Annotated in this window: 25 protein-coding genes, 1 tRNA gene and 2 pseudogenes; 10 read left to right on the top strand and 18 right to left on the bottom strand. The window is 50.7% G+C overall.

The window, feature by feature from the left end:
- Positions 1-78: 78 nt before the first annotated feature.
- On the top strand, positions 79-2,037 hold the full coding sequence (locus ACIDEJ_RS08845; RefSeq protein ID WP_411987707.1) for a DNA topoisomerase III: 1,959 nt from the start codon (positions 79-81) through the stop codon (positions 2,035-2,037).
- Between the two features lie 262 nt (positions 2,038-2,299).
- Here ACIDEJ_RS08845 and ACIDEJ_RS08840 read toward each other — a convergent pair whose 3' ends face one another.
- The gene (locus ACIDEJ_RS08840) at positions 2,300-3,586 is read right to left on the bottom strand and encodes an alpha/beta fold hydrolase (protein ID WP_411987706.1); all 1,287 of its coding nucleotides are present in this window, start codon (positions 3,584-3,586) and stop codon (positions 2,300-2,302) included.
- Between the two features lie 234 nt (positions 3,587-3,820).
- Between ACIDEJ_RS08840 and ACIDEJ_RS08835 the strand changes: the two genes are divergently transcribed.
- Complete coding sequence (locus ACIDEJ_RS08835) at positions 3,821-4,471, top strand: MBL fold metallo-hydrolase (protein ID WP_411987705.1); 651 nt, start codon at positions 3,821-3,823, stop codon at positions 4,469-4,471.
- Between the two features lie 98 nt (positions 4,472-4,569).
- Here ACIDEJ_RS08835 and pstB read toward each other — a convergent pair whose 3' ends face one another.
- From pstB to ACIDEJ_RS08800, 7 genes are all read right to left on the bottom strand, one after another.
- Positions 4,570-5,382, bottom strand: a complete 813-nt coding sequence (gene pstB, locus ACIDEJ_RS08830) for a phosphate ABC transporter ATP-binding protein PstB (RefSeq protein WP_411987704.1) — start codon at positions 5,380-5,382, stop codon at positions 4,570-4,572.
- A complete protein-coding gene (gene pstA, locus ACIDEJ_RS08825; protein WP_411987703.1) occupies positions 5,382-6,212 on the bottom strand; it encodes a phosphate ABC transporter permease PstA in 831 nt (276 codons plus the stop codon). The genes pstB and pstA overlap by 1 nt, the downstream gene beginning before the upstream one ends.
- The gene (gene pstC / locus ACIDEJ_RS08820; protein WP_411987702.1) at positions 6,209-7,099 is read right to left on the bottom strand and encodes a phosphate ABC transporter permease subunit PstC; all 891 of its coding nucleotides are present in this window, start codon (positions 7,097-7,099) and stop codon (positions 6,209-6,211) included. The genes pstA and pstC overlap by 4 nt, the downstream gene beginning before the upstream one ends.
- 113 nt (positions 7,100-7,212) lie before the next feature.
- Positions 7,213-8,259 (bottom strand): phosphate ABC transporter substrate-binding protein PstS, encoded by a 1,047-nt coding sequence (pstS, locus tag ACIDEJ_RS08815; RefSeq protein ID WP_411987701.1) that lies wholly within the window; start codon positions 8,257-8,259, stop codon positions 7,213-7,215.
- Positions 8,260-8,511: 252 nt separating this feature from the next.
- Positions 8,512-9,009, bottom strand: coding sequence for an acetolactate synthase small subunit (gene ilvN / locus ACIDEJ_RS08810; protein WP_411987700.1), 498 nt, complete (start codon positions 9,007-9,009; stop codon positions 8,512-8,514).
- Positions 9,009-10,733 (bottom strand): acetolactate synthase 3 large subunit, encoded by a 1,725-nt coding sequence (locus ACIDEJ_RS08805; RefSeq protein WP_411987699.1) that lies wholly within the window; start codon positions 10,731-10,733, stop codon positions 9,009-9,011. The genes ilvN and ACIDEJ_RS08805 overlap by 1 nt, the downstream gene beginning before the upstream one ends.
- A gap of 348 nt (positions 10,734-11,081) precedes the next feature.
- Complete coding sequence (locus ACIDEJ_RS08800; RefSeq protein WP_411987698.1) at positions 11,082-12,290, bottom strand: multidrug effflux MFS transporter; 1,209 nt, start codon at positions 12,288-12,290, stop codon at positions 11,082-11,084.
- A gap of 220 nt (positions 12,291-12,510) precedes the next feature.
- Between ACIDEJ_RS08800 and ACIDEJ_RS08795 the strand changes: the two are divergent.
- Positions 12,511-13,200, top strand: a pseudogene (locus tag ACIDEJ_RS08795) (choice-of-anchor I domain-containing protein); the annotation flags it as partial.
- A gap of 180 nt (positions 13,201-13,380) precedes the next feature.
- Positions 13,381-15,159: a SulP family inorganic anion transporter gene (locus tag ACIDEJ_RS08790; protein ID WP_411987697.1), complete on the top strand. Its 1,779-nt coding sequence runs from the start codon at positions 13,381-13,383 to the stop codon at positions 15,157-15,159.
- On the opposite strand, the gene ACIDEJ_RS08785 is transcribed toward ACIDEJ_RS08790, so the two are convergent.
- The 5 genes and pseudogenes from ACIDEJ_RS08785 to ACIDEJ_RS08765 all read right to left on the bottom strand — a co-directional run bounded on the left by ACIDEJ_RS08785 (position 15,160) and on the right by ACIDEJ_RS08765 (position 19,414).
- Positions 15,160-15,357: a hypothetical protein gene (locus ACIDEJ_RS08785; RefSeq protein ID WP_411987696.1), complete on the bottom strand. Its 198-nt coding sequence runs from the start codon at positions 15,355-15,357 to the stop codon at positions 15,160-15,162.
- A 344-nt stretch (positions 15,358-15,701) separates the two neighbouring features.
- Positions 15,702-16,349: a type B chloramphenicol O-acetyltransferase gene (catB, locus tag ACIDEJ_RS08780; protein ID WP_411987695.1), complete on the bottom strand. Its 648-nt coding sequence runs from the start codon at positions 16,347-16,349 to the stop codon at positions 15,702-15,704.
- Between the two features lie 153 nt (positions 16,350-16,502).
- Entirely contained in the window at positions 16,503-17,351 is an 849-nt protein-coding gene (locus ACIDEJ_RS08775; protein WP_411987694.1) for a lipocalin family protein, read from the bottom strand.
- 199 nt (positions 17,352-17,550) lie between these two features.
- A complete protein-coding gene (locus tag ACIDEJ_RS08770) occupies positions 17,551-18,015 on the bottom strand; it encodes a lysozyme inhibitor LprI family protein (protein WP_411987693.1) in 465 nt (154 codons plus the stop codon).
- 328 nt (positions 18,016-18,343) lie between these two features.
- Positions 18,344-19,414: pseudogene (locus ACIDEJ_RS08765) on the bottom strand (IS3 family transposase).
- Positions 19,415-19,980: 566 nt separating this feature from the next.
- On the opposite strand from ACIDEJ_RS08765, the gene ACIDEJ_RS08760 reads away from it, so the two are divergent.
- Together ACIDEJ_RS08760 and nadS are read left to right on the top strand one after the other, a co-directional pair.
- Positions 19,981-20,292 carry a hypothetical protein gene (locus ACIDEJ_RS08760; protein WP_411987692.1) on the top strand — a complete coding sequence of 104 codons (312 nt, stop codon included), beginning with the start codon at positions 19,981-19,983 and terminating at the stop codon, positions 20,290-20,292.
- Between the two features lies 1 nt (position 20,293).
- Entirely contained in the window at positions 20,294-20,581 is a 288-nt protein-coding gene (gene nadS / locus ACIDEJ_RS08755) for a NadS family protein (RefSeq protein WP_213681924.1), read from the top strand.
- Between the two features lie 11 nt (positions 20,582-20,592).
- Here the strand turns inward: nadS and ACIDEJ_RS08750 are convergent, their stop codons facing one another.
- Both ACIDEJ_RS08750 and ACIDEJ_RS08745 read right to left on the bottom strand, forming a co-directional pair.
- Positions 20,593-20,883 (bottom strand): Ogr/Delta-like zinc finger protein, encoded by a 291-nt coding sequence (locus ACIDEJ_RS08750; RefSeq protein ID WP_411987691.1) that lies wholly within the window; start codon positions 20,881-20,883, stop codon positions 20,593-20,595.
- A complete protein-coding gene (locus ACIDEJ_RS08745; protein WP_213681922.1) occupies positions 20,880-21,077 on the bottom strand; it encodes a hypothetical protein in 198 nt (65 codons plus the stop codon). Before ACIDEJ_RS08745 ends, ACIDEJ_RS08750 begins: the two co-directional genes overlap by 4 nt.
- A 210-nt stretch (positions 21,078-21,287) precedes the next feature.
- Between ACIDEJ_RS08745 and ACIDEJ_RS08740 the strand changes: the two genes are divergently transcribed.
- From ACIDEJ_RS08740 to ACIDEJ_RS08725, 4 genes are all read left to right on the top strand, one after another.
- Entirely contained in the window at positions 21,288-21,746 is a 459-nt protein-coding gene (locus tag ACIDEJ_RS08740) for a hypothetical protein (RefSeq protein ID WP_248954344.1), read from the top strand.
- A gap of 132 nt (positions 21,747-21,878) precedes the next feature.
- Positions 21,879-22,157, top strand: a complete 279-nt coding sequence (locus ACIDEJ_RS08735; RefSeq protein ID WP_411987690.1) for a hypothetical protein — start codon at positions 21,879-21,881, stop codon at positions 22,155-22,157.
- 73 nt (positions 22,158-22,230) lie between these two features.
- On the top strand, positions 22,231-22,659 hold the full coding sequence (locus tag ACIDEJ_RS08730) for a hypothetical protein (protein ID WP_411987689.1): 429 nt from the start codon (positions 22,231-22,233) through the stop codon (positions 22,657-22,659).
- 211 nt (positions 22,660-22,870) lie between these two features.
- Positions 22,871-23,557, top strand: coding sequence for a cold-shock protein (locus ACIDEJ_RS08725; RefSeq protein ID WP_411987688.1), 687 nt, complete (start codon positions 22,871-22,873; stop codon positions 23,555-23,557).
- Positions 23,558-23,719: 162 nt separating this feature from the next.
- Here the strand turns inward: ACIDEJ_RS08725 and ACIDEJ_RS08720 are convergent, their stop codons facing one another.
- The 3 genes from ACIDEJ_RS08720 to ACIDEJ_RS08710 all read right to left on the bottom strand — a co-directional run bounded on the left by ACIDEJ_RS08720 (position 23,720) and on the right by ACIDEJ_RS08710 (position 25,652).
- Positions 23,720-24,025 carry a helix-turn-helix domain-containing transcriptional regulator gene (locus tag ACIDEJ_RS08720; protein ID WP_411987687.1) on the bottom strand — a complete coding sequence of 102 codons (306 nt, stop codon included), beginning with the start codon at positions 24,023-24,025 and terminating at the stop codon, positions 23,720-23,722.
- Positions 24,026-24,188: 163 nt separating this feature from the next.
- Positions 24,189-25,112 (bottom strand): IS5 family transposase, encoded by a 924-nt coding sequence (locus tag ACIDEJ_RS08715; RefSeq protein ID WP_411987686.1) that lies wholly within the window; start codon positions 25,110-25,112, stop codon positions 24,189-24,191.
- A gap of 463 nt (positions 25,113-25,575) precedes the next feature.
- A tRNA-Pro gene (locus ACIDEJ_RS08710) sits at positions 25,576-25,652 on the bottom strand.
- Positions 25,653-25,708 lie beyond the last annotated feature (56 nt).

The following is a 25,708-nucleotide window of genomic DNA, read 5'->3' as shown; positions in this document are numbered from 1 at the left end:
AGCGGGGTAATGTTACTGTAATTTTATACAGTATGTTGTGCCTTCCTTTATGCACAACGTTTGATACATGGCTGGCGCATGATCCTTTATATTGCTGAAAAACCCAGTCTGGGGCGGGCGATTGCCGATGTACTGCCCAAACCCCAGCGCAAGCACGAAGGCTATATCGAGGCCGCCAACGGGGATTGCGTCTCTTGGTGTGTGGGGCACTTGCTGGAGCAGGCCGCGCCTGATGCCTACGATCCCCAGTATAAATCCTGGAAACTGGAACATCTGCCCATCATTCCGGCCAAATGGCAGTTGTTGCCCAAAAAAGGCAGTCGCAGTCAGCTTGCCGTGCTGAAAAAACTCATCAAGCAAGCCGACATGCTGGTGCATGCCGGTGACCCTGACCGTGAAGGGCAGTTGCTGGTGGATGAAGTGCTGTCGTATCTGGGCGCCAGCAGCGCAAAGCTCACTGCCGCCAAGCGTTTGTTGGTTAACGATCTGAATCCGCAGGCGGTCAGCCGTGCACTGGGGCAGATGCGCCGCAACCGGGAGTTTGTGCCCTTGTCTACCTCCGCTTTGGCCCGCAGCCGTGCCGACTGGCTTTATGGCATGAACCTGTCCCGGGCTTATACCCTGCAAGGGCGCAAGGTGGGTTATCAAGGGGTGTTGTCTGTGGGGCGGGTGCAAACGCCACTGTTGGGATTGGTGGTCCGCCGGGATGACGAGATTGCGGCCTTTCAACCCATTCCCTTTTTTGAAGTGCTGGCCAAGGTACAGGATGGTAGCGGCGCGGTTTTTCATGCCCGTTGGCAACCCAGTGATGCCTGCGCGCCGTGGATGGATGAGGCTGGCCGGGTGCTGGCAAAAGGGCTGGCAGAAAATGTCATTGGCCGCATTTCGGGGCAGAACGCCACGGTTGTCAGCGTGGAAGAGAAGCCCAAACGGCAGGCACCGCCATTGCCCTATAGTTTGTCGGCGCTGCAGATTGACTGCAACAAGCGCTTTGGCATGAGTGCCAAGGCAGTGCTGGATACGGCCCAATCCCTTTATGAACGCCACAAGCTGCTGACCTATCCCCGCTCCGACAGCCGTCATCTGCCCCGGGCACAGTTTGAGGATGCACCCGGGGTCATTGCCGCCATCAGCCAAGGCGCCGGTGAATTGCTGCAAGGGTGTGACCGCCCGGATGCCACCCTTAAATCCAAGGCTTGGGATGACAGCAAAGTGGATGCCCACCATGCCATCATCCCGACGGGCAAGATCCCGAATCTGGCGGGGTTAACGGCCACAGAACGTCAGGTATATCTGCAAGTGGCACGGCAATATCTGGCACAGTTTTATCCCCATTACCGTTATCTGGAAACCCGAGTCATGTTGCAGATTGCTGGTGGCCATTTTGTGGCAAAAAGCAAACGGGAGCAGCAACTGGGCTGGAAACAGCTTTTCCGGCGCGATGGCAACAATGACGAGGCGGAAGACAATGCCACGGGCCTGTTGCCGCCGTTAACCGCAGGGCAAACATTACAGTGTCTGGCGGGCGAACTGCTGGAAAAAATGACCCAGCCGCCGAAACACTTTACCGATGCCACCTTGCTGGCAGCCATGACCGGCATCAGCCGCTTTGTAAGTGATCCGCAGATCCGGCAGGTACTGAAAGAAACCGATGGCCTGGGCACCGAGGCAACCCGCGCCGGCATCATTGAGCTGCTGTTCAAACGGGGCTTTTTGCAGCGCCAGGGCAAAACCATTGTGGCAACCGATGCGGGCACGGGGCTTATCCGCAGTTTGCCGGTGGTGGCCACCACTCCGGACATGACCGCCCAATGGGAAAGTGCACTGGATGGCATCAGCCGCCGGGAAACCCAATATCAGCAGTTCATGCAGCCATTGTTGGCACAGCTGGCGCAATTGGTTGAGCAGGCCCAACATGTTTTACCCGTGGCCTTGAGCGGCGTAAAAGTGAGCCGCCGTGGCAATCGGCGCCCTCCCCGTAAAAGTCCCGCCAGGGGTGGCAAGAGAAAATCCCCCAAGGCCGCCCCGAAAGAATGAGTGATGTTTGGGCGGTTGTAGCTTAATGCCAAAGCGGATCATGCATGGTAACAGGTCATCTAAAGACAGGATGTTTTTCATCTAACTGATTGATATATACCTACAAACTGTCATGCTGGCGCATAAAAAAGGGTCTATCATCGTGACAGACCCAAAACAGGCTATTCCATTCAAACGGTTACGTAATCCCAACGGAACCGCTATGAAGTATAGTTCATAGCGATTAAGCAAAGCTGAACAACCGCCAATAAAACGGATGAATTTAACGCAGTTGTTCGCCCCGGTTAAGGGCAATCAGCCGCCCGAGAATGCGCTCGCCATCCATTCGAATGCCATTGTGTTCATATTCCGATGTCAGCCAGTATTTGAGATTGCCCACCCGGGCTGCGGTTTCAAGGCTGAATTCGCGCTCTACGTACATGTCTTCGCTATAAATGGCAGCGGCTACGGGTACCGTGTTGGCCGCAAGTGCTGGCAGGTTGTACAGCTGTGGCCAGTCGCTTTTGGTTGCCAGCAGCTCGGCGCATGCTTGCAATGGCCGCAAGTTGGCGATTTGCTGCATCATCCACGGGTACACCATTTCACCGGTGAGCAGCAGCGCCTCGGCATCTGGGGCAAACTCAGGGTATTCCTGGCGGATGCGCTCAGCGGCCCAAGCCGATGGCGCTTGCTGGCAATAAATGGCCTCATGCAGCAGAACATAGAGCGGATTGGTGTGGTAACTGAGCATCTGCATGAAATGCTCGGCAAACAGCGGGTTGAGCACCTTGCCTTCTGGGCCGGTTACCAGCGCCTGTTCGAGCAGGTAATATACCGCTTCCGGGCCTTGCGCCATGCCCAGGTTGATCCCGAGCAATTGCAGCATTTCCACTGTCAGCCTGTCACCGTTTGGCAGGGGTTCACAATGCTCTAGCAGATGCCTTGCCAGTTCACCCAGCAACTTTTTGGCATCCGGAAAACGTTGGTGAAACTGCCGGTTTTTGGCCAGTACCCGGCGATAGGTGGCCCGGTAAACCGCATCGGCATCATGCTCAAGGGGCGGAATGCCGCCGGTGATAAAGGCTTCTTTCAGGCCTTCAGGTGCAGTGCTGAGATAATGCAGGATGCAAAAGCCGCCAAAGCTTTGCCCCAGAACGCTCCATGGCGTTTGCGGGCTGAGTTGCCGGCGGATGGCTTCGGCATCGCGCACAATGTTGTCTGCCCTAAAATGACTCAGGTATTGGGCTTGCTGCCGGGCACTGAGGCCTGCCAGTGTGCGGTAGCTAACGGGGGTGGATAAGCCGGTACCGCGCTGATCCAGCAGTAATACCCGATATTCCTGCAAGGCGCGTTTTATCCAGCCGCTGCTGATGAGCGGACGCTGGGCACCAAACCCCGGGCCCCCCTGAAAATACAGCAAAAAGGGCAGGGTGTCGGCACCGGCTTGCAGTCCTCTGAGTTCCCGTGCGAACACGCTGATGCTTGCCCCTTGTGGCTGCTGGTAATCCAGTGGCAGGGTAAAGTGGTGTTGGTGGCACTGCATGCCTTCAAGGAGGGCAATGGTTGTCATTATGGCCTTCATGGTGGATATTTTTGCTGATTGTACACCTAAAAGCCCCATCCGGTGGTGGCGCGGCATTTTAGGCGGGCATTCAACTGCAGGAAACGTTACACTGGGCCAATCTGATGATCTGCAACGTGCGTAGGCATGCCTTGGCAACATTCAGCGCGGATTTTTGTACTGGCAATTGATGAGCGTGGATTTCCCATCAAGGTGTAGTAGAACCAGCCTGAGAGTAACAACATGAAATATCAAATTATTCCCGTAACACCCTTTCAACAGAATTGCAGTCTTATCTGGTGTGAGCAAACCCTGAAGGCAGCAGTGGTCGATCCCGGCGGCAATATTGACCGAATCCTCGATGCGGTGCGGGAGCATGGCCTGACACTGGAAAAAATCTTGCTGACCCATGGTCATATCGATCATGTGGGGGGGGCGGCCCAACTGGCAACCGAGCAGCAATTACCCATAATCGGCCCGCATGAGGCCGACAACATGTGGCTGGCGCAGTTGCCAGCCCAAAGCCAAAAATTCGGCTTTCCGGTGAGCGAGGCTTTTGTACCGGATCAATATCTGCAGGATGGTGATGAAGTCACCGTGGGCAACAGTGTCTTGAAGGTGTTCCATTGTCCTGGTCATACTCCGGGGCATGTGGTGTTCTGGTCTGCGGTTGACAAACTGGCCTGGGTCGGGGATGTATTGTTCCGCGGCTCCATTGGCCGGACGGATTTCCCCGGTTCCGATTATGCGGCACTGATTGACTCCATCAGCCATAAACTGTGGCCGTTGGGAGCAGAAACCCGCTTCATTCCCGGACATGGCCCCATGTCCACCTTTGCAGAAGAGCGCCAGAGCAATCCGTTTGTGGCCGATCAGTTACTGCAAGGTCATTGATAGGCAACGCCGTGCCATAAAAGTTGCCGTTGTTGTGGTGACGCATTAAAAAAGCCCCTGATGGGGCTTTTTTGGATGTAGGCGAGGGGGGTGCTCCCTTAACCGAAGGTGCCGCTTACATATTTGCGGGTCCGGTCATTTTTGGGATGCTGGAACACCTGCTTGGTTTCACCGAATTCAATCAGCTCGCCCAAGTACATGAAGGCGGTGAAATCGGAAATACGGGCCGCCTGCTGCATGTTGTGGGTCACAATGACGATGGTGTAATCCTTGCGCAGCTCAGTGATCAGATCTTCAATCCCCTGGGTGGCGATGGGATCCAGTGCGGATGTGGGTTCGTCCATCAGGATCACATCAGGCTTGAGGGCGATGGTACGGGCGATGCACAAACGCTGCTGCTGACCACCGGAAAGACCGGAGGCTTCAGTATGCAGTTTGTCTTTCACTTCATTCCACAGCTGTGCCTGTTGCAGAGCCTCTTTTACGCGAGAGTCCATGTCCTTTTTGGAGAGGCGTTCATACAGCTTGATGCCGAAGGCGATGTTCTCGTAAATGGTCATCGGGAACGGCGTTGGCTTTTGGAACACCATGCCGATTTTGGCACGCAGATCGTTAAGGTCGGTTTTTTTGTCCAGTACCGACAAATCTCCCAGGGAGATATTGCCTTCGGCATATTGATGAGGATAGAGCTCATAAATGCGGTTCAGGCAGCGCAGCAGGGTGGATTTACCACAACCTGACGGGCCAATCATGGCTGTTACACGGTGCTGATAAATCGGCATGTTCACATCAAACAACACCTGCTTGTCTTTGCCGTAGTAAAAATTCAGCGCCTTGATATCCATCCGCTGCACCAGTGGTTTTACTTGTTGGGGTTGTTGGTAATCTTTTATTTGTGCGACCAGACTCATCAGGACCTCCGCTTTTTCATTAAGGGCAGTGCCCGAGAAATAACATTCAAAAACAAAATTGCCATGGTGATCAGCAAGGCACCGGACCAGGCCAGTTGATTCCATGATTCATAAGGACTCATTGCATATTGGTAAATGGTCACCGGCAGGTTGGCCATGGGTTCGTTGGGGTTTAGGGTCATGAAACTGGAGTTCAGGGCGGTAAACAGCAACGGCGCCGTTTCACCGCTGATCCGCGCAACCGACAGCAGAACACCGGTAATAATGCCGGTACTTACCGCGCGATAGCTCAGTTTCACGGTCACTTTCCAGCGTGGCGTACCCAAACCGGCACCCGCTTCACGCAAGGTGATGGGCACTAGCTTCAGCATCTCTTCAGTGGTACTGATGATGACCGGCAGGGCAATGATGGCCAGCGCAATGGCGCCTGCCCAACCGGAGAAGTGGCCCATGAATACCACCACCAGTTCGTAAACGAACAGGCCAATCAAAATGGATGGGGCACTCATCAGCATCCCGTTAAGGAAGCGAATCGTGTCGGCGGTTTTGGAGTTTTGCCCGTATTCCGCCAGCCAGGTACCGGCCAGAATGCCGATGGGTGCGGCAATCACAATCCCCAGTGAGGTCATGATAAGGCTGCCCACAATGGCGTTGGCCAAGCCGCCTTCGCCGCCAGGGCCAGGGGTGACTTCAGTGAACAGGCTCCAGCTCATGCCGGCCATTCCTTTCTGGAACAGGGTGAACAGGATAATGACCAGGATGCCAAGGCCAATCAGCGTGGCCAGCAGGCACATCAACTTGAAGAACTGGTTTTTAAATTTGCGGATCATTGTGCTTTCCTCCGCAGCATTACCCGGGCTGTGCCCATCACGACAAAGGTGATCATAAACAGCACCAGCCCCAGACCAATCAGTGCGGCAATGTGCATGTCACCGGTAGCTTCGTTGAACTGCTCGGCAATGGTGGCAGAAATGGAGGTCGCCGGCATGAACAGGCTGGAGTCAATGCTTTGGGCGCCACCGATAACAAAGGTAATCGCCATGGTTTCACCCAGTGCCCGCCCCAGTGCCAGGATTAAGGCGCCGAAAATGGGGCCTTTGATGGCAGGTAGCAACACTTTGATGATGACTTCAAACTGCGTGGCACCAATACCGTAAGTGGCTTCACGCAGCACGGTAGGTACGGTGGACAGCGCCTCTTTGATTAACGAAGTCAGAATCGGCAGGATCATGAAGGCCAGAATGATCCCTGAGGTCAGCAGACCAACCCCCATGGGCGGGCCACTGAAGAAGGGGCCGATAAAGGGAATTTCTGACAAGTGCTCGCCGGCCCACACCTGAAAACCGTCTGAGAACCAGGGCGCGAACACAAACAAACCCCACATACCGTAAATGATACTGGGGACTGCCGCGAGTAACTCAATGGCAATGGACAGGGGGCGTGAAATCCACACAGGACAGAGTTCTGACAGGAAGATGGCAACCCCCAAACCAATGGGAAGCGCCAGGAAAACCGCAATAATGGAGGAGACAAGTGTTCCGTATAACGCGTTCGCAGCACCGAATTCTTCAGTTACAGGATTCCATTCACTACTAACAAAAAAATTAAAGCCAAATTTTTCCAGCGCTGGCCATGCACCAATACATAAGGACAGCAGGATGGCAAACATCAACACGGAAATCAGTCCCGCGCTGGACAGACAGGCCCGACGAAACAAATCATCACCCTGCCATGGAAGTGCTTTTAACGATATTGAAGTCATAAAGTCGTAACTTTTTCAGAAAAGGCTAAGCCCCCGCCGGATGGCGAGGGCCTGTTTCGGGCAAATTCTTAATAAACAGCCTTGCCACCAGCAGTTTTGATATCGCTGTGCCACATGGTTTCCACCATTTTCACAACGTTATCAGGCATTGGTACGTATTCCAGCTCAGTGGCCAGACCGTCACCGTTTGCATAGCTCCATTCGAAGAACTTCAGTACTTCTTTGGCAGTTGCTTCGTTAGCCTGAGATTTGTGCATCAGGATGAAGGTAGCAGCAGTCATTGGCCATGAAGCGGCACCTGGCTGGTCGTTCAGGATCAGTTTGAAGCCAGGAGCGTTAGCCCAGTCAGCGTTGGCAGCAGCAGCCTGGAAGGCTTCTGTAGTTGGCATTACGAACTTGCCATCTTTGTTCTGCATCTGGGTGTAAGACAGGTTGTTGGTTTTCGCGTAAGCGTATTCAACATAACCGATGGCACCCTTGGTGCGTTTTACGAAGTTGGCCACGCCAGCGTTGCCTTTACCGCCCAACTGGTGAGCAGCCTGAGGCCATGCCACTTCTTTACCTACGCCCACCTGAGATTTCCAGTCGCTGCTTACGCGGCTCAGGTAGTCAGTGAAGTTGTAGCTGGTACCTGAACCGTCTGAACGGTGCACGGTGTAGATAGGAGTGTGAGGCAGTTTTACACTGTTGTTCAGTTCTGCAATGGCTTTGTCATCCCAGCTTTTAACTTTACCAAGATAGATATCTGCCAGCAGTTCGCCAGTCAGTTTCAGCTCGCCGGCTTTTACACCAGGCAAGTTAACTACGGCTACGATTGAACCCATAACAGCAGGGAACTGAACCAGACCTTCTTTGTCCAGTTTGTCCTTGCTAAGAGGTGCATCAGAAGCACCGAAGTCTACAGTTTTGGCGATAATCTGTTTGATACCACCACCAGAACCGATGGCCTGGTAGTTCAACTTAACACCGGTTTCCTTGTTATATTGCTCTGCCCACTTGGCATAGACAGGGTATGGGAAGGTAGCGCCAGCGCCGTTGATGACAGTGTCTGCATATACAGAAGCTGATGCGGCGATAGTGCAACCAAGCAGGGCACCTTTAAGCAAGTTGTTCATATAGCAATCCTAAAAAGTGACTTTCCGTCGTTTTGGTTAATTGACGGTGGAATTTTTAACATTGCTAAATGACATCTATGTGACAGGGTGAAATATTTTGCGGTTTTTTGCCGAGCATGTATAAAAAATGTGCTACTTAACGGAAGCAAAAGTGTTTGAGAAAGGTTAATGGCAGGTTGTAAAAATACAAAAGCTCCCGCAGGAGCTTTTACAAAAAAGAGGATGAAATTATCGGTAAATTAAAATAAAAACCTATACTTTCATTGACTTGTCGCCACGTGCCAGCCCCACGATACCCGAGCGTGACACTTCAACCACTTTGGTCGTTTCCGCCAGTGACTGCACGAAAGCATCGAGTTTTTCGCTGGTGCCGGTCATCTGGATGGTATACAGGCTGGGTGTTACATCCACTATCTGGCCACGGAAGATATCGGCGGTACGCTTGACTTCATCCCGGGTGTCACCATTGGCTTTCACTTTGATCAGGGCCAATTCACGCTCCACATAGCTGGACTCGGTAATGTTGGAAACCTTGAGTACGTCTATCAGTTTGTGCAGCTGTTTTTCTATCTGCTCCAGAATGGATTCATCGGCAAATACGGTCACGGTCAGGCGCGACAGTGTGGCATCGTCGGTGGGGGCGACCGCAAGGGTCTCAATGTTATAACCCCGTTGAGAAAACAGGCCAACCACCCGAGATAATGCGCCGGGCTGGTTTTCCATCAATACAGAAATAATTCGGCGTTTCATCAGCATTTCTCCGTTTTGCTCAACCACATGTCACTCATAGCACCACCGCGGATTTGCATGGGGTAGACGTGTTCTGTTTCATCCACACTGATATCCACAAATACCAGTTTGTCGGTCATGGACAGGGCCTCAGCCAACTTGCTTTCCAGCTCGGCAGGATCACTGATGGTGATGCCCACATGACCATAAGCTTCGGCAATCTTGGCAAAATTGGGCACCGAGTCCATGTAGGACTGGGAGTGGCGTCCGGCATAAATGATGTCTTGCCATTGCTTTACCATCCCCAGGAAACGGTTGTTAAGGTTGATGATTTTCACCGGTACACCATATTGCAAGGCGGTAGACAGCTCCTGGATGTTCATCTGGATGGAACCGTCACCGGTCACGCAAACAACGGTTTCATCCGGCAGCGCCATTTTGACGCCCATGGCCGCCGGTAAGCCAAAGCCCATGGTGCCAAGGCCCCCGGAGTTTATCCAGCGGCGGGGCTTGTCAAAGGGGTAATACAGCGCGGCAAACATTTGGTGCTGGCCCACATCCGAGGCCACGTAGGCGTTCCCCTGGGTTAACTGGTACAGCACTTCCACCACGCGCTGGGGTTTGATGCGCTCATTGGATTGGGGATATTTCAGGCAATGGCGTTCACGCCAGCCATCAATTTGCTGCCACCATTGCTGCAGGGCTTCACCATCCTGCTGGGGCTCGTTGCGGCCATTGTGCAAAATGTGCAGCATCTCATCCAGCACATGATCCGCCGAGCCCACAATGGGGATGTCGGCATGTACCGTTTTGGAGATGGATGACGGGTCAATATCGATATGCAGCACCGTGGCTTCAGGGCAATATTTGGCAATATTGTTGGTGGTACGGTCATCAAAACGCACGCCAATGCCAAAGATGAGGTCACTGTTGTGCATGGCCATATTGGCTTCATAAACCCCGTGCATCCCTAACATGCCCAGATTTTGCGGATGGGTGCCGGGAAAGGCGCCTAACCCCATCAGGGTATTCACTACCGGCAGGCGCAGTTCTTCTGCCAACTGACGGATTTGCGGGGCACACTCAGACATGATGGCGCCGCCACCCACATACAACACCGGTTTTTTGGCTTCCAGCAGCGCCTGCAGCCCACGACGTATTTGCCCTTTATGGCCCGAAATGGTGGGGTTGTATGAGCGCAATTTTACCTGTTTGGGGTACTGATAAGCGTATTTAACGGCCGGGTTCAGGCAGTCTTTGGGCAAATCCACCACGACGGGGCCGGGGCGTCCGCTGGCCGCAATGTAAAAGGCCTTTTTGATGATGTTGGGAATTTCCTGGGGATCGGTCACCAAAAAGCTGTGTTTCACCACTGGCCGGGAAATGCCAATCATGTCGCATTCCTGGAAGGCATCATTGCCAATCAGGTTGCTGGGCACCTGGCCGGACAACACTACCAGCGGCACTGAGTCCATGTACGCCGTGGCAATGCCGGTAATGGCGTTGGTGGCGCCAGGGCCAGAGGTGACCAGCACAACACCCACCTTGCCGGTGGCGCGGGCATAACCGTCAGCCATATGCACGGCGGCTTGCTCATGGCGTACCAGAATGTGTTCGATATTGGATTGTTCGTGCAGTGCGTCGTAGATGTCGAGTACGGAGCCACCAGGGTAGCCAAAGATATGTTTAACGCCTTCATCGATCAGGGAACGCACGATCATGCTGGCGCCAGAAAGCATCTCCATTGTATTTTCCTCAAGATAAGAAGATACCGTTACGGTAAACAGTAGCTTTTACAGCGACGGTAATCGCTCTCACATTCGGCGACAAGGATAATTGCCGCCACCCTTGACCCTCACCATTGCGGTTACTCTCTGGTTAAGAGAGAGGGTCGTGTCCTGTGGACGAAAATCCATCATATTGAAATTGTGTGAATTTGCAAGTACATAACGGCTACAAATTCGCAACATGAAGAATTTTCAGGAATGAAAGCCAAAGACCGGGTAGCTCGCTCATGAGTCCAGCCCCCCCATGAGATGGATAAACGGGCAACTCAGGGAAATGCCGCCAACGGGAATGGCATGGACGACCGGCTAGGCGGCCACACCTTGTCGTGCCCACAACTGGCAAACCGCCGCCAGCAGAATGGCCGTTAGCATCAGCACGGCAAAGGGCAGGGCGCTCCCGTTATAGAAAAATGCCAGCAATGGCCCGGCACTGGCCCCGATGCCAAAGCGCAGGGTGCCAATGACCGCCGTGGCGGTGCCGGTTTCCTGCTGGAATTTCATCAATACGATGGCATCGGAGTTTACCGACATAATGCCCAGCGAGCCCATCAGGGGCGCCAGCGTGATCACGGTCCAGTAGTATTCGCACTGCAACCAGTTAACCAGCACCAGTGCCAGCGCCGACAAGGCACCGATAAAGGTGGCAATGACCAACATGCGCCGGGAGCCGTAACGCCCGACAATGCGGGAATTGATAATGTTGGCCAGCGCCAGCGCCCCGACGTTGGCGCTGAACAAAATGGCAAACAGGGAACGCTCCAGCTGGAACACTTCCATGTAAACAAACGGCGATGCGGTGAGATAGCAAAAAAATGCCAATGAACATAGCAACCCGCTACCCAGATAAGGCTTAACGCCTGGGCGCGACAACACCACGGCATAATTGCCTAAAAATGAGCGGTGGCTGTGGCTGGCATTGGGGCCATCGGATGGCAGTTTCAGCTTCCATGTTACCAATATCAATAGCAGTCCGGCGTAAGTGGCCAAGATGAAAAAAATCAGTGGCCAATGGCCGAATGTTAAAATCAGGCTGCCCAGACTCGGGGCCATCAAGGGCGCCAGCATCATGATGAGGCTCACATAAGACATGCCCTTGGCCGTATTGTCACCGTAAATCTCCTTGATATACCCAGGCACCACTACCGTGGCAGCGGCCCCGATAAAGGCCTGTACAAAGCGCAGCCCCATGAATACGTGAAGCGAGGGGGCCAGTGCCAGGCCAATACAACACAACAGAAAACCGCTCAGCCCCAAAATTACCAGCGGTCGCCGGCCAAGCCGGTCAGCCAGCGGGCCGAAAGTGAGCATGCCAACCGCATATCCTGCCAGATACACACTCAGGGATTGTTGCACTGTGGTGACATCTGAATGAAAGCTTGTTGCCATAATCGACATGGCCGGCAGGTACATGTCGATGGTGAGTGGGGTAATGGCCATAATGGCCGCCAGCATGGGCAACAGCAGCCATAGCGGCAAGGCGGCGCGCTGCGGTGAAGGGTAAGGGGTTGTAGCCACGGGCACCTCAGGGAAAATGCTAAACCCGCAACGAGCAGGTTTTGAAGGTCATGGTAAAGCCTTTAGCAGGTGCTGCCAACCATAAACCCCATCAGGCGGCGCATCTTGCCTGCTACTGCCGTTTTCTGGTGTCACCCTCCGTTCATATTTTTGCCGTTTATTTGTCATTCAAGGGTTTTAGCGTGAATGGCTTCGTTAGTTAACATGGATGACACAATGAAACGGCAATTTCATCGTGTTGGCCAACGAAGGCGATGCCCGTGATTATGACGGGTTTTCTGAAGAAACCCGCGCGGGCAAACTGTTGCTGGATGCCAATCACCCCGAACTGGCCGCTGCTGCGGATAACAGCCAATTGGGACGCTTGAAAGTCACCCGTTCCATGGGCGATGCGGATGGTGACGGTGATTATGAGCAACTTTATGCCTATGGGGCGCGCTCTTTTTCCATCCGGGATGCTGACGGGCGCTTGGTGTTTGACTCCGGTGCCGATTTTGAACGCATTACCGCCGCGTTGTTAGGGGATGCCTTTAACAACAATAATGATGAAAACAAAGGCGACAGCCGCAGCGATGACAAGGGCCCTGAGCCTGAAGCGCTGGCCATTGGGGACGTCAATGGCAAAACTTATGCCTTTATAGGGCTGGAGCGCACCGGCGGCATCATGGTGTACGACATCACCAACCCCTTTGCCGTCAGTTTTGTGGACTATGTGGTCAATCGGGATTTTGCCACCGATTTTTCAGTGGATACCGATAACGGCGAATATCAGGGCAATATGCAGCTGGCCGGAGATCTGGGGCCGGAAGGGATGAAATTCGTCACAGCGGATAAAAGCCCCTTTGGTACGCCCATGTTGGTGATTGGCAATGAGGTGAGCGGTACCACCGCCATCTATCGCTTGCGCTGATTTCCCCGCGGGCATGTTATATGGGGCCAGCATCTGCTGGCCTCATCTTTAAGTTGTAATGCCTTGTTATTTTCAGCAAATCTTTATTTGCACTCGCAAACATGACAGCTTCATGTCATAACTTAATGACCGATAGATCTCTTTTGTCAGCGTTGATGGAGCAACATGAACAGCAGGGTGATGGCCACAAATTTTTTACACAGTTCCCGTTTTGCCCAATGGTTTCCCGGCGCCCACGCGCTGGGGCAGTATCAGCGTGAATGGTTCAGGGACGACTTGCGCGCGGCATTGTCGGTAACGGCGGTGGCCCTGCCGGTTGCCATTGCCTATGCACAGCTGACCGGGGTCACCGCCATTGCCGGACTTTATGCCTGCATTCTTCCCATGCTGGTGTATGCCGTGTTCGGCACCTCAAGGCAGTTGATTGTGGGGCCTGATGCCGCCACTTGTGCGGTGATTGCTGCGGTGGTCACGCCATTGGCAGGGGGCGATCCGGTGCGCCACTGGCAGCTGGTGATGACCATGACCTTGCTGACCGGTTTTTGGTGCTTGTTGGCTTCCCGCTTCAGTTTTGGGGTGCTGGCGGAATTTTTATCCCAGCCCATTCTGATTGGATTGTTAAATGGGGTGGCCATTACCATTATTGTGGGACAGGCGGCGAATATTTTCGGTTTTACTTACACCGAGCGCTATTTGCTGGAGCGGTTATATCACAGCGTGGAGTACGTGCGCTTAATCCATTGGCCCACCTTGGGGGTGGCGCTGGTAACGCTGGGCATTTTTTTACTGAGTCATTGGCTGCGACCCCAATGGCCAGCGGCCATGATTGCCATTGCAGGAGCCACCTTGTTGTCGTGGGGGGGGAATGCCGTGCATTACGGGGTGGATGTGGTGGGGGAAACCCAAGGCGGTTTGCCACAATTTCAAACCCCGGTATTTGAGCTGGGGTTAATTCGTGAGCTGGTGATGCCGGCACTTAACCTGGCCATGGTGAGCTTTATCAGCATGATGCTGGCGGCCCGCAGTTTTGCCGCCAAAAACGGTTATGACATTGATGCAGATAAAGAATTCAAGGCGCTGGGTTTGGCCAATATCGCCGCTGCCATCTCCCAGGGTTTTGCCATCAGTGGCGCTGACTCCCGCACCGCCGTGAATGATGCCAGCGGCGGTAAAAGCCAGCTGGTGTCAGTGCTCAGCGCCTTGATGATCCTGCTGTTTGTGCTGTTTTTTACCGCGCCATTGCAGTACATTCCCGCCCCTGCCTTGGGGGTGGTACTGGTGATTGCCTCTTATTCTCTCATTGATTTCAATGCCATTTGGCGTTTGCTGAAACGGGATAACGGGGCTTTTACATTGGCCTTAATCACACTGTTGGCGGTACTGTTTATCGGTATCATTCCCGGTATCACCCTGGCGGTGTTGCTGGGGTTGCTGCAGTTTATCCGATTGGTGATGCGCCCAACCGATCAGTTGCTGGGCATTAGTCAAAAAGGCGTGCTGCGCAGTATTGACGCAACCGACAAGGCAAAAACCATTCCGGGGATTTTAATCTACCGTTTCAATTCGCCCCTGACCTATTTCAATGCCATGTATTTCAAGCGGCAACTGTTGCACCGGATTGCCGAGCAGCCCTCACCGGTAGAAAACGTGGTGGTGGATGCGGTGAGTTGTTTCAGCCATATGGATATGAGCGTGATGTCAATGCTGGGCGGATTGCAAAAACAGCTGCGCGCCAAAGGCGTGAGCCTTGTTCTGGCCGGGCGCAAGCGTCAGTTGCTGACGTGGTGTGAAATGGCGGGCATTAAAACCGGCCGGGACGGGGGATTGGTGATCCGCTCCGATCTCACCATGGCGGTGCGGATGCTGCCCCAGTACAAACAGGCACTGCAGGAGGGAATGGCACCTCAGCTGCGCAAAGCCGAAGATCCGGATCAGGCGCTGGCCCATGCCATGCTGTAGTCATTCTTCACAGAAGAGTTCGCTGGGCCATAATCCCAGCATGGCATAGTATCCCATGGGCCCCAACAGCAAACTGGTGATCACCCAGCGGTAACGCCGGTTAATGCTTAAACGCAGGCGGCTGGTAAATGCTCTCCAGGCAAACACCAGGTGGAGTGCTGCCAGTAGTCCCACTCCCAGTAAAATGGCAATGTCCATAATCGTTGTCCCTTTTGTGTTCCTGCACAGATGAAAATGTCCTGTTACTACCACATCGGGTTTTAATGGGGCTTTTTGCTGGCCGCCAAAAAAACGCTACATTTTTGCCATAATTTAGGGAAGTTGAATTTGATTTAGAACAACTTTGCCAATTTTTTGTGCTGACTTTAGTGTAAAGATTTTGTCAATTAATTCGTAATGCAATGTTTTAAATAATAATTTTCAGTTTTGCAAAAACGCACTAATCCTGGATTAATTTTGTAAAAATATGATACATGGCGAAAAATTATGCCACTGATGACAGCACAAGGGATGGTCAGCGGCATGAATAAGCCGTTGGCGGGTTATTCTGCGGTGGTCGGGGCAACGTGTTGTTGCCAGAACTGATAAAGCTTTTCAATCTCCTTGCTGCAAAGTAGCGCCATGGCGGCTTGCAGTTGGCTGTCAGTCCAGTGCCACCACTGCATGTGTTGCAGCATGTGGATGTGCTCCGGCTCAAAGCGAAAACGGATATGTTTTGCCGGATTGGCGCCCACGATTTCATAAGGGGCCACATCTTTGGTTACCACCGCCCGGCTGGCGATCACGGCGCCGTTGCCCACACGAACACCCGGCATAATCATCGCTTCCGTGCCTATCCACACATCATGGCCGATAACCGTATCTCCGGCCCGTTGAAAGCCGTCAGCCCCATTGGCAAAGGCCGGGGTATCCTGCTGATAAAAGAACGGGAAGGTACTTATCCAGTCAGTGCGATGCCCCTGGTTCCCGGCCATCATGAACACCGCGCCGGAACCGATAGCACAAAAATTGCCGATAATGAGTTTATCCACATCATCCCGCTGCGGGTGCAAATAACGGGCGCAATCATCAAAGCTGTGGCCATGGTAATAGCCGGAGTAATAACTGTGGCGTCCCACGATGATGTTTTTGTTGGTTACCTGTGCTTGCAAGGGTTTTCCGGCAAAAGGCGAGTCAAAATAATTGTCCATAACACTCTCTACAATGGCGCCAAGCTGGGCGGCTTTGGCGTTTGGTCGGTAGCATCAACAGCGGTGCGGGGGTAGCTTTATAGGAATCTGCCGTTGCCACCTTCATTTGGCGACAACGGCTCTTCATGTACGGTTGCGGGTGACTGGGGGCCCTTAACCGTATCGGATAAATTGCTTGGACGCTTCATTCCACAGCCAGTAATAGCGGTTGGTTTCCGTTACCGGTTTGCCGTCTTTCGGATTGGTTGTGGATAGGGTATGGGAGGTAACCAGTAAAATGCTGTCAGCCTTGTGATCGACGCCATTGCCTATATCGCTGTAGCCTTCAAGTGACGGCAGATGATAAATCTTGCCATCCCGTACATCCACCATCACGCCATCCAGGCAACTACTGCCGCATCCCCAGTTAACCACTACGTAATGTCCGGCAAAATTCACGGCGGTATCGGCATAGCTTTTGACAATGGCCGCCTGCTGTTTTTGGGGAATTTGGTTGCTTGCAAAATCCACCGGGTGTTTTTGCTGCATGGACTTTTCAGTGCTCATGTTATCAACCGGAAAATAGCTAAACGAGGTGTTGATAGTGCCGCTGATTTCCTGCATCTCCCCGGTGGTGTTCTCGGTCTTTAAATAGCGGTAACGCTTGTTGTTTCTGGTCAGCACCAGCTCGTTGTCATTGGCGGTGGCAATCTGAAATTTGTCTTCAAACACGCTGGCGCTGCCATTACCCAAACTGATGGCGGTCAGCACCAGCTCGTTGTTATGCACTTGCCATGTTTTATATAGCAATGTGTGGGAACCGATGGATGCCGCCGTGCCGTCGCTGTGTAGGGCGAAACCGCTTATCCAACCGTAATCTTGCAACACCCAGGCCCCTGTTAAGGGTGACTGCTCGGCTGACGTGGCAGGAGATGCCGTTTCACGGGCATCCTGGTGGTCAAAGGCTTGGGTGACCAGCACCACACCTGCCAGTAACAGTACGATGACAATGAGTTTTTTCATGGTTTTCTCCTAGTTGGCTGTAACCATCGGCATACTGAATGCGCGCTGCCCCGGTTCATCCTTGATGTGCGCTAACTTACTGATATGAAATTCCAGTATAGGGCATAAAAAATCCACCATAGCTGAGATATGGTCAGGATGGTTTATGCACACTGTACCCGAGCTGTACCTGCCGCCACTCTGATTATCTGCTAATCAATCAATAAGTAACGCTGTAACTCTGGTACAGGCAATCGGGAATTTCATAACGGCGCTGATGTTTGGCATGACGTTTCATGCACTGCAAGGTGTTGGTGAGCTTGAACAAGCGCTGATCCGCCATATTGCTGGCACAATTAAGGGCATAAACACTCGGCCATGAGCCACCGGCACCTGTCATCTGCCCCACCAGCATGCAGGTGGCATCCACATAGCTTAGCCATTTCCCTTGTTGCTCTTGTAACAAATCAGCCAAATACTGGCCATTGCGGGGTAACTGTTGCTGTAGCGTTGTGCGGATTTTTCCCACCAGTTCGCTTGCCTTGGCCTGCTTGTTTTCCAGTAGCTCTTTTTGGGTTAATCCGGTGTGCATGGCACTGCCTTCCGGCCACTGACTTTTATCTTGTGCCTGTACGGTGAGTGGCAATGCGAACATGAGCGCACTACACAAAAGCGGTTTCAGCATGGGTTGTCTCGTAAAAATGCCTTAAGGTCGCCCATGTTACTACAAAACGGAATGTGTTTTGGTAAAACAGTTGTTTTTAAATGGGAAATTGGCTTTGTGGTTCGGTTTTCCATGTGTGCCCTGTTGGGCGGGGTAGGCGGTAGTAGTGGAATATGTTTTGCCGGAATCACAATTAAGAATGTGTAATAGCGCAATTAAAACGGATACTCATTAGTTAAGCGATAGGCTTAGACCTATCTTTAAGGCGTGTCTATAGGGTGTATTGAAATTATTACTGGTGAACAATATCGGTAATCCTCCCATTTTTAACCGCAGTTAAAAATAGAAGTTAAACGACCATTAAAGGTGGTCGCCCATGGTTGGCTTTGTGTGGCCTTTCGTGATTGTAAAACCAAAGCCATTGAGTTGCATAATCTTGTACCTCTTCAATGGACTCAAACAAGTACTTGCTGACCCAACTGTATCGTTTTGTTGTGTCGCTCAATATATGCGTTCTGTTGAGGCTTGCCCGGTTGGATGTACTCAATCCGGATTTGATGTTGTTTAGCCCAGTTAACAAATTCCAAACTGATGAATTCAGGCCCGTTATCACAGCGAATGACAGATGGTGTTGGCCGTTGTTCTAACAACTGCTCCAGCGCTCTTATCACGCGTAATGCGGGCAATGACAAGCCTACTTCAATGGCGAGTCCTTCACGGCGAAAATCATCAATCACGTTAAACAAACGGTAGTTTCGGCCATCAGACAATTGGTCATGCATAAAATCCACAGACCACACTTGGTTAGCACGTACCGGTGCTTTCAACGGCTCTGGTGCGTGACGTTTTAGCCGTCGTCTGGGACGAATGCGTAAGTTCAGTGCCAACTCGCAATAGATGCGATAAACGCGTTTGTGGTTCCAGCCTTTGCCCTTCACATTGCGCAAATAATCAAAGCAGAGGCCAAAGCCCCAATCATTCTCGGCCTCGGTCAACTTGATAAGCCAATCGGCAATTTCAGCGTTTTCGTCACACAACTTCGGTGGATATCGATAACAGGTTTCGCTGACGGAAAACACTCGGCATGCAAAGCGAATGCTGATGTCGTGAAGCGCCACTGACTGCTGAGCAAGCGTTCGCCGCTCACAGGGCTTCACCACTTTTTTGCCATGGCTTCCTGGATGATTTCTGCCTTCAGGCGCTCTTCGGCGTACATCTTTTTCAAGCGCCGATTTTCCTCTTCAAGCGCCTTCATTCGAGCCATAAGGGAAGCGTCCATGCCACCGTATTTTGCGCGCCACTTATAAAAGGTCGCACTGCTCATGCCATGTTCGCGGCACAGCTCAGGAACCGGGGTGCCCACTTCTGCTTGCTTGAGAATGGCGATGATTTGACTGTCTGTATATCGCGATATTTTCATGTCGAATCTCCTGCGTCTAACTTTACGAGAAAATTCTACTTTTCACAGCTGTTAATTTTCGGGGGGATTACCAGTAAGCTGCGCGAGTTTTTGGTCGCGATAGGCGATAAGAAATGTAAATAACATTGCGAGTGTCCTTGATTTAAACAAACCAAGGTGGACCGGGTAGCCGCAAACCTGCGCCGCAAGGACACGGCGCGTTGGGGGCGTTTTCTTAGGCTCCCGGTCCATGCCCCCAAATACCGCATAAAGCGTTGGGATATACCTGCGCTTTACGCAGGTATAAGGGAGATGGTTTTCGCGATTGTCCTTGTACGTCACAGCATGCGGGGGGTTAGTCCACCTGCTTTGATGGTTGGTTAGACCATCATTCAGAATTATTACATTGGATCTTTGAGGCTGCAATAGAAAAGTTTTGAATATATTCACAATCTTTACCTGAAAAATTTGAACAGCAGCTTTTTGAACGCTGATGTTTGTAAAGTGATTTCCGAAAATTTCTTTACTTTTTGTACGCCAGTGACATACTTACCCCAAAGTACGCCATTGACTTAGTTTTGTTGCCCATGCTGTTTATTGAAACGGAGTTCTTCACCTGTCAGGTGAAAGAATTGATGCCCGACGATATGTACCGAGAGTTGCAGCAATACCTGGCTGATAACCCCGAAGCGGGGCCAGTAATCCAAGGTACTGGTGGTTTGAGAAAACTGCGTTGGCAAATGCCCGGGCGTGGTAAACGGGGTGGGGTAAGGGTGATTTATTATCATGTTGAGCTGTTAAGCCACATTCGGTTACTGATGATGTACCCGAAAAACGAACAGGAAGATTTAACGGCTGAACAGAAAAAACTGCTAAGAGCGATCGTTGAGAGGTGGTGATATGAACGATGCACTGTTTGAAGAACTGCTGGCTAGCGTGCAGCAGATGGACGAAATTGTAAAAGGCGAACGCGAACCTTCCCGCGAGGCGGTTGTTATGGCGGTTAAGGTCAAGAGCATTCGCGAAAAAACCAATCTCACTCAGAGCAAATTTGCCAAGTTGATTGATGTGAATATTGGTACTCTGCGCAATTGGGAGCAGGGGCGCCGCGAACCCACAGGCCCAGCTAAAACCTTGCTCAGATTGATTGAGCGTGATCCTGAGCATGTACTTAGAGCGCTTAACTGACATTAATAATTTCATCTTATCGCCCCGCTATCATGTGGGGCTTTTGTTTGTCCGTATAAGCGCTGTGCGCAGCGGCTCATAGGGAGCGCAGTTTTACCGGGATAAAGCTCTGCCGGCGGCACTACCATCCGTTGCACTTCTTCTATCGCCACAAACGACATACCGCAGGGCTTTTCGCCCTCAATATTGCCGCACACATACAAGCGTTCGCGGATATGGTCGCTCATTTGTTTGGTACGCCGTAAAAAAGCTCTGGCGCCGCAGTTGGGGCAATACATCCCATTGCCATTACCTTTGCTCATGCGGCCTCCTGGAGTTGTTCTGCCTGGATGGCGTTAATGATGTGTACCGCGTTGTCGTGCCAGAGTTGGCCGTTGCCGGTCATGAACTTAAACAACGAGTTGTAATTAAGCTGGTGCGCCTCTGCAAAGGCCCGCAGCTTGCCCCGTTGTCGATGTAGCTGCAGTAGATGCTGGCGGATCTGTTGAGTGGTCATAAAGTAAAATTGGATATAATCACAATAATGTGAATATATTCTAATTTTAGTATCGGTTCAATGCTTGAACTTGATCTGAGATGTGACGGATTTACCCGAATTTACAGTTAGATGGCGGATAAGGTGCGTTTGTTAGGATAATTGTGTATAAAATGGAATATATTCAAACTGTGTCGCTATCAGGCACAAGAGCGTAAACAGGAACGCACAATGATCATTGATATTGTCGCTAAAAATATGGATGTGTTGCTTGGCAATACCAAAATGCGGGAGCTGGTTGAACAGGCGCAGCGTCAGGGCATCCAGATTGATTACTCATACTTCATCGCCATGCGCAAAGGCACCGCTAACCCCTCCATCGAAAAACTTGAAAATGCCTGTAAAGTGCTGCAGATGCTACCTAATCGCGCCTGGATTGAGCCCTGGATGTTGGCTGTGCCGGACTATTTCAGTCGATTTGACCGCGATGCGCTTAAGCATGGTCACGTTGATGCCGATGGCTTTGACGCGATGATGCGCGAAATACTCGTGACCGGGCACCGCTTACAGTTTTTCCCCATCAGTGAAGAGCAATTCGACCGTGTACTAGAACTCGCCCGTTATGTGTTTGAAACCAAGATGGGGGAGAAACAACTGAACCTGCCGGAACAGAAGGCAGGGAATGAGTGATGAGGTCTTCAGTGTCAGTAAGTTGATAAAAATATTACTGATACTAGTGGTACGTAGGGATTCGTTGTTATAACATTTAAGTGTTATAACGCTTAAGCTACCGCTTGCTTAGGCCATTTTTAAGGAATTTTTATGGCTGTTTTTTGTCTTACTGCTCCCTCGTCCCACCAATCTTTCCAGTTGGAAAGTAAGCTTGATGCAGCCTATCCGGGAGATAAGAAAATAAAGTTATATGACGCGAGCGTATGGCTAGTGAGCGATTCTGACACCAATTTGCCACAAGAAGTTTTTAATAAAATTTTCCAAGGAAAAGAATCGAATAACACAAGCATTCTTATCACTCCTGTGAATGCATATTGGGGCATGCAAAATCCTCAAGTTTGGGATTGGTTGGAAAGTAAGGTTCGGTAATGGCGCAAGAACTGGAAAATGGTCAATTAACACCTCCTCAAAAGAGTCTGGAGGAGCTACAGTAACAACTCAAATGAGTTGGTTAATAAACCAACATAATCAGTTTACAACAACTTTTACTCAACAGTTTACAGATGTGAAAGTGCAATTATCCGAAGTTTATAACATTAGTAAAACGAGTTCGGAACAAGTTAAGTCGAATAAGGATGAGATTACTCGTATACTTGAGCACATCCGCCAAGATCTTCAATCTCATAGATTAGATGTAAAATCGGATGTGTCTAATTTAAGGGCTGATATAAAAGCTTCTGATGAGCGAAATGCCTCAGTTCATATGGAAATGAAAGAATCAATTAGAGATGGTTCAAAATCGTTAAAAGTCCTTGAAGATAAGCATAACGCTTTACTCATCAAAGTGACGGCAATTGTTACGGGAGTTTCGATAGCTGTAGCAATTCTTGGGGCAGTTTTTAGTCCTGCAATTCAGAAATTGTTTAGTTAGGCTATAGCTAAATTTTCATATAACCCCGCCTATGCGGGTTTTTTGCTTTCTATAGTTTAACGCCTGCAAATGGTTAATTTTAGGCCAATGGCTTGCAGCGTTGAAAGTTGTTAACGTGATTGGTTACTGCACCAAAACAGAGGCACGCGAGGTCGCTAAAGGTTTTGGCATTCCACTGTGGAAATATTTGAAAATAAAATAGGACAGAGTAGTGAAGGGAAAGATTGTTTCTTACGTATCATCAAAAAAATTTGGTTTTATTAATGGGGATGATGGCGAGAGCTATTTTTTGCACGTGTCAGCGCTAGTTGATAAAAATGCTGAGTCAAAGCTACTCAAGGATGTTGTCGTGGAATTTGATCCCATGCCAACACCTAAAGGTTTATCAGCCAAACAAGTGGTTATACCTGAAGTTTACATCCGGGACCGCTTGGTTGACTTTTTTGCAACTAAAGACCGCTCGCCAAGGCATGGGAATGTGGTGTTGCGCTTGCCAATAGCCACGCGCTTTTTTAAAGACCCCGCAGAAGGGCGAACGTATATAGAAGAACTTGCAAAGAAGTGCGGTTGTAATGCCGTTCTTGGTGTTAGCTTTGAGAAAAACACCTTTTCAAATGGCAACTACAGGTACACGGTTCATGCCTTCAAAGGTGAATTGGCATTGGTAACGGATAAAGTGCCTTGTGACAGTCGGGACATGGTTGTTTCTTCTGAGCGACTTTTAAGTAAGCGTATAGATGATGCTAAACAGGCTTTCCAGCCTATTAATGAAGCCGAAATGTTAGCAAGGAAAAAACAACTGTCGGGATGTTTAGGCGGATGCTTGGGGCTCTTTGCCTTTATGATGTTGTTACCCGTGGGGTTAGTTTCCGGTATTTATAATTTTTGGCTGAGTTAACGTTTAGTTCGGACTGCTTTTAAAATCTCGAGTATTTCGTCTTTGCTTATGCCTGAGTTTGCTTTAAAAACAGTACCACAGCCCCTTTGTGTACGATTAAGCAACACGGCATCAGATTCTGCTTTGTAGATATCACAGGCCCCACATGTGCGGGGCTTTTGTTTACGCGACATGTTGGCTAATGGGTTTTACGGCCAAACGCATTCCCATCGCACCTAAGATTGCGCTTAGGTTGCGGATGCCGGGGTTACCTTTCTCAGAAAGCATTCGGTAGATCTGAGTTTCATTAACGCCAGCCTTTTTGGCCACGTTGCGCGAACCGCCGAATGCTAATGACACTTGGCGTAAGGTGATCAGCAGTTCATCTAATTCGCCGTCTTCTAAAATGCTGTTGAGCATATCGATGGCATATTGAGGATCCTTTTTGAAGACCTCAGCCATGGCTTCATCGTGACTTCTGTCTCGCATGAGTTACTCCTCCTTACTCCGTTGTTGCCAGTCTTGCCAGTAGTCTTTAGCCGTGGCAATGTCAGCTTGCTGTTGTTTCTTAGAGCCTTTATCTCCTCCACCACACAGCGGCTTTGTTTCCTAAATCGACTCAGCGAACAAATCCATCATAATTGTTTAAAGATCATACTACACAGTGAGTTTCAGGCATGCCTAGCCCTGTGAGCTTGTTCAACGCCTTTATCATCGCGTAAGTTTCTCCTACCTGACCGTTATAATTTCGCAGGCTCAATTTGCCACCAAGTAGTTGCTTCACTCTGTACATTGCTGTTTCTGAGATTGACCGCCGATGATAACCATACCGTTTTTTCCACTGTTTATTTGAACCATGAAGCAGTTGCCAACTGACCGCTAAGTTACGCGGATGACCTTGTTCCCAGAGCGCGGCGCCTTCCCTCGGTGGAATGAGTACCAAAGCCTGCTTTCTACGAACTGCATCGTGACAGGCTCTTGTGTCGTAAGCACCATCACCTGAGATATTGCGGATTTTGCGATGGGTTTGCTTGAGCAAATTCGACATGACTTCAGCGTCTATTACACCGGATAAACTCAGTTCTGCGGCGATGATTTCATGGCTATGCGTATCCACAGCAATATGCAGCTTACGCCATACACGGCGCTTGCCATCTGTGCCATGTTTTTTCACTTTCCACTCGCCTTCGCCGTAAACCTTTAAGCCTGTCGAGTCGATAGCCAAGTGCTCAATGATGCCGCGAGTCTTGGTTTTAAAAGCAATCTTGACAGTTTTTGCACGTTTGCTGATGCAAGTATAATGTGGGCAAGTAAGTGGTACCTGGGCTAGTTGAAATACCGAATTAATAAAGCCTTGCAGCGCTCGCAGTGGCATAGCGAAAACACGTTTAACCATCAGCGCTGTGGTAATGGCTAAGTCGCTAAATACGCGAGGGCGACCTTTTCCAAGTTGCTCGGCCTTGGCTTTCCACTGGGCTATAGCGTCCTCATCAATCCAGAAGGTCAGCGAGCCACGATTGATTAGGGCTTGGTTGTATTGCTTCCAGTTAGTTATTTTATAGCGAGGTTTTGGCACGGTTAAGGGGTTAGTTGATAGGTTATGCCGATCAGATCAGCGGCTACCGTTTTAGTTCAACCGATTTAGGAAACAAAGCCATAAAGGGTAACCAGATTACCTTTTGGTTACCCTTTTAGTTACCTTTTTAGTTACCTTTTTAAAATTCCATAATCATATGAAAATATTGATGTTTTAAAAAAGGTTACCAAGATTACCTTTTTCCGAAGGTACCCCTGACTTGCATCTTTAAAGAGATAAACGAGGTAAAACTCTTATCACTGGTATTGGTAATAACTATTCAGTTTGCTCATGGGGCTACATGGCCAGATGTGGTTTAAGAAGGGGCTGGAACGGGGATTAATTACGCCATTTTTGCATCATTTTGATGTTAGGTTTCGCGGGAATTTCGCGAGAGTTTTGCGAGTAGGGTGGTTAAACAAAAAAGCCTAGCGATAATTGCTAGGCTTTTCAGTAAGTTATTTGGTCGGTATGAGAGGATTCGAACCTCCGACCCCTGACACCCCATGACAGTGCGCTACCGGGCTGCGCTACATACCGAATGTGTTGTTTCTAGCTAACCGCGCAGTGGCTTGCTCAACGAGGCAGAACTTTAT

The sequence above is a fragment of the Shewanella mytili genome (genome assembly GCF_046765975.1).
Taxonomy (GTDB): Bacteria; Pseudomonadota; Gammaproteobacteria; order Enterobacterales; family Shewanellaceae; genus Shewanella; species Shewanella mytili.
This window is presented reverse-complemented; position numbering and strand designations above follow the sequence as displayed.

Coding starts and splice junctions, on each gene's coding strand:
- ACIDEJ_RS08845 (WP_411987707.1), top strand. CDS start 79: ATGATCCTTTATATTGCTGAAAAACCCAGTCTGGGGCGGGCGATTGCC.
- ACIDEJ_RS08840 (WP_411987706.1), bottom strand. CDS start 3,586: ATGACAACCATTGCCCTCCTTGAAGGCATGCAGTGCCACCAACACCAC.
- ACIDEJ_RS08835 (WP_411987705.1), top strand. CDS start 3,821: ATGAAATATCAAATTATTCCCGTAACACCCTTTCAACAGAATTGCAGT.
- pstB (WP_411987704.1), bottom strand. CDS start 5,382: ATGAGTCTGGTCGCACAAATAAAAGATTACCAACAACCCCAACAAGTA.
- pstA (WP_411987703.1), bottom strand. CDS start 6,212: ATGATCCGCAAATTTAAAAACCAGTTCTTCAAGTTGATGTGCCTGCTG.
- pstS (WP_411987701.1), bottom strand. CDS start 8,259: ATGAACAACTTGCTTAAAGGTGCCCTGCTTGGTTGCACTATCGCCGCA.
- ilvN (WP_411987700.1), bottom strand. CDS start 9,009: ATGAAACGCCGAATTATTTCTGTATTGATGGAAAACCAGCCCGGCGCA.
- ACIDEJ_RS08805 (WP_411987699.1), bottom strand. CDS start 10,733: ATGGAGATGCTTTCTGGCGCCAGCATGATCGTGCGTTCCCTGATCGAT.
- ACIDEJ_RS08790 (WP_411987697.1), top strand. CDS start 13,381: ATGGCCACAAATTTTTTACACAGTTCCCGTTTTGCCCAATGGTTTCCC.
- ACIDEJ_RS08785 (WP_411987696.1), bottom strand. CDS start 15,357: ATGGACATTGCCATTTTACTGGGAGTGGGACTACTGGCAGCACTCCAC.
- catB (WP_411987695.1), bottom strand. CDS start 16,349: ATGGACAATTATTTTGACTCGCCTTTTGCCGGAAAACCCTTGCAAGCA.
- ACIDEJ_RS08775 (WP_411987694.1), bottom strand. CDS start 17,351: ATGAAAAAACTCATTGTCATCGTACTGTTACTGGCAGGTGTGGTGCTG.
- ACIDEJ_RS08770 (WP_411987693.1), bottom strand. CDS start 18,015: ATGCTGAAACCGCTTTTGTGTAGTGCGCTCATGTTCGCATTGCCACTC.
- ACIDEJ_RS08760 (WP_411987692.1), top strand. CDS start 19,981: ATGCTGTTTATTGAAACGGAGTTCTTCACCTGTCAGGTGAAAGAATTG.
- nadS (WP_213681924.1), top strand. CDS start 20,294: ATGAACGATGCACTGTTTGAAGAACTGCTGGCTAGCGTGCAGCAGATG.
- ACIDEJ_RS08750 (WP_411987691.1), bottom strand. CDS start 20,883: ATGAGCAAAGGTAATGGCAATGGGATGTATTGCCCCAACTGCGGCGCC.
- ACIDEJ_RS08745 (WP_213681922.1), bottom strand. CDS start 21,077: ATGACCACTCAACAGATCCGCCAGCATCTACTGCAGCTACATCGACAA.
- ACIDEJ_RS08740 (WP_248954344.1), top strand. CDS start 21,288: ATGATCATTGATATTGTCGCTAAAAATATGGATGTGTTGCTTGGCAAT.
- ACIDEJ_RS08735 (WP_411987690.1), top strand. CDS start 21,879: ATGGCTGTTTTTTGTCTTACTGCTCCCTCGTCCCACCAATCTTTCCAG.
- ACIDEJ_RS08730 (WP_411987689.1), top strand. CDS start 22,231: ATGAGTTGGTTAATAAACCAACATAATCAGTTTACAACAACTTTTACT.
- ACIDEJ_RS08720 (WP_411987687.1), bottom strand. CDS start 24,025: ATGCGAGACAGAAGTCACGATGAAGCCATGGCTGAGGTCTTCAAAAAG.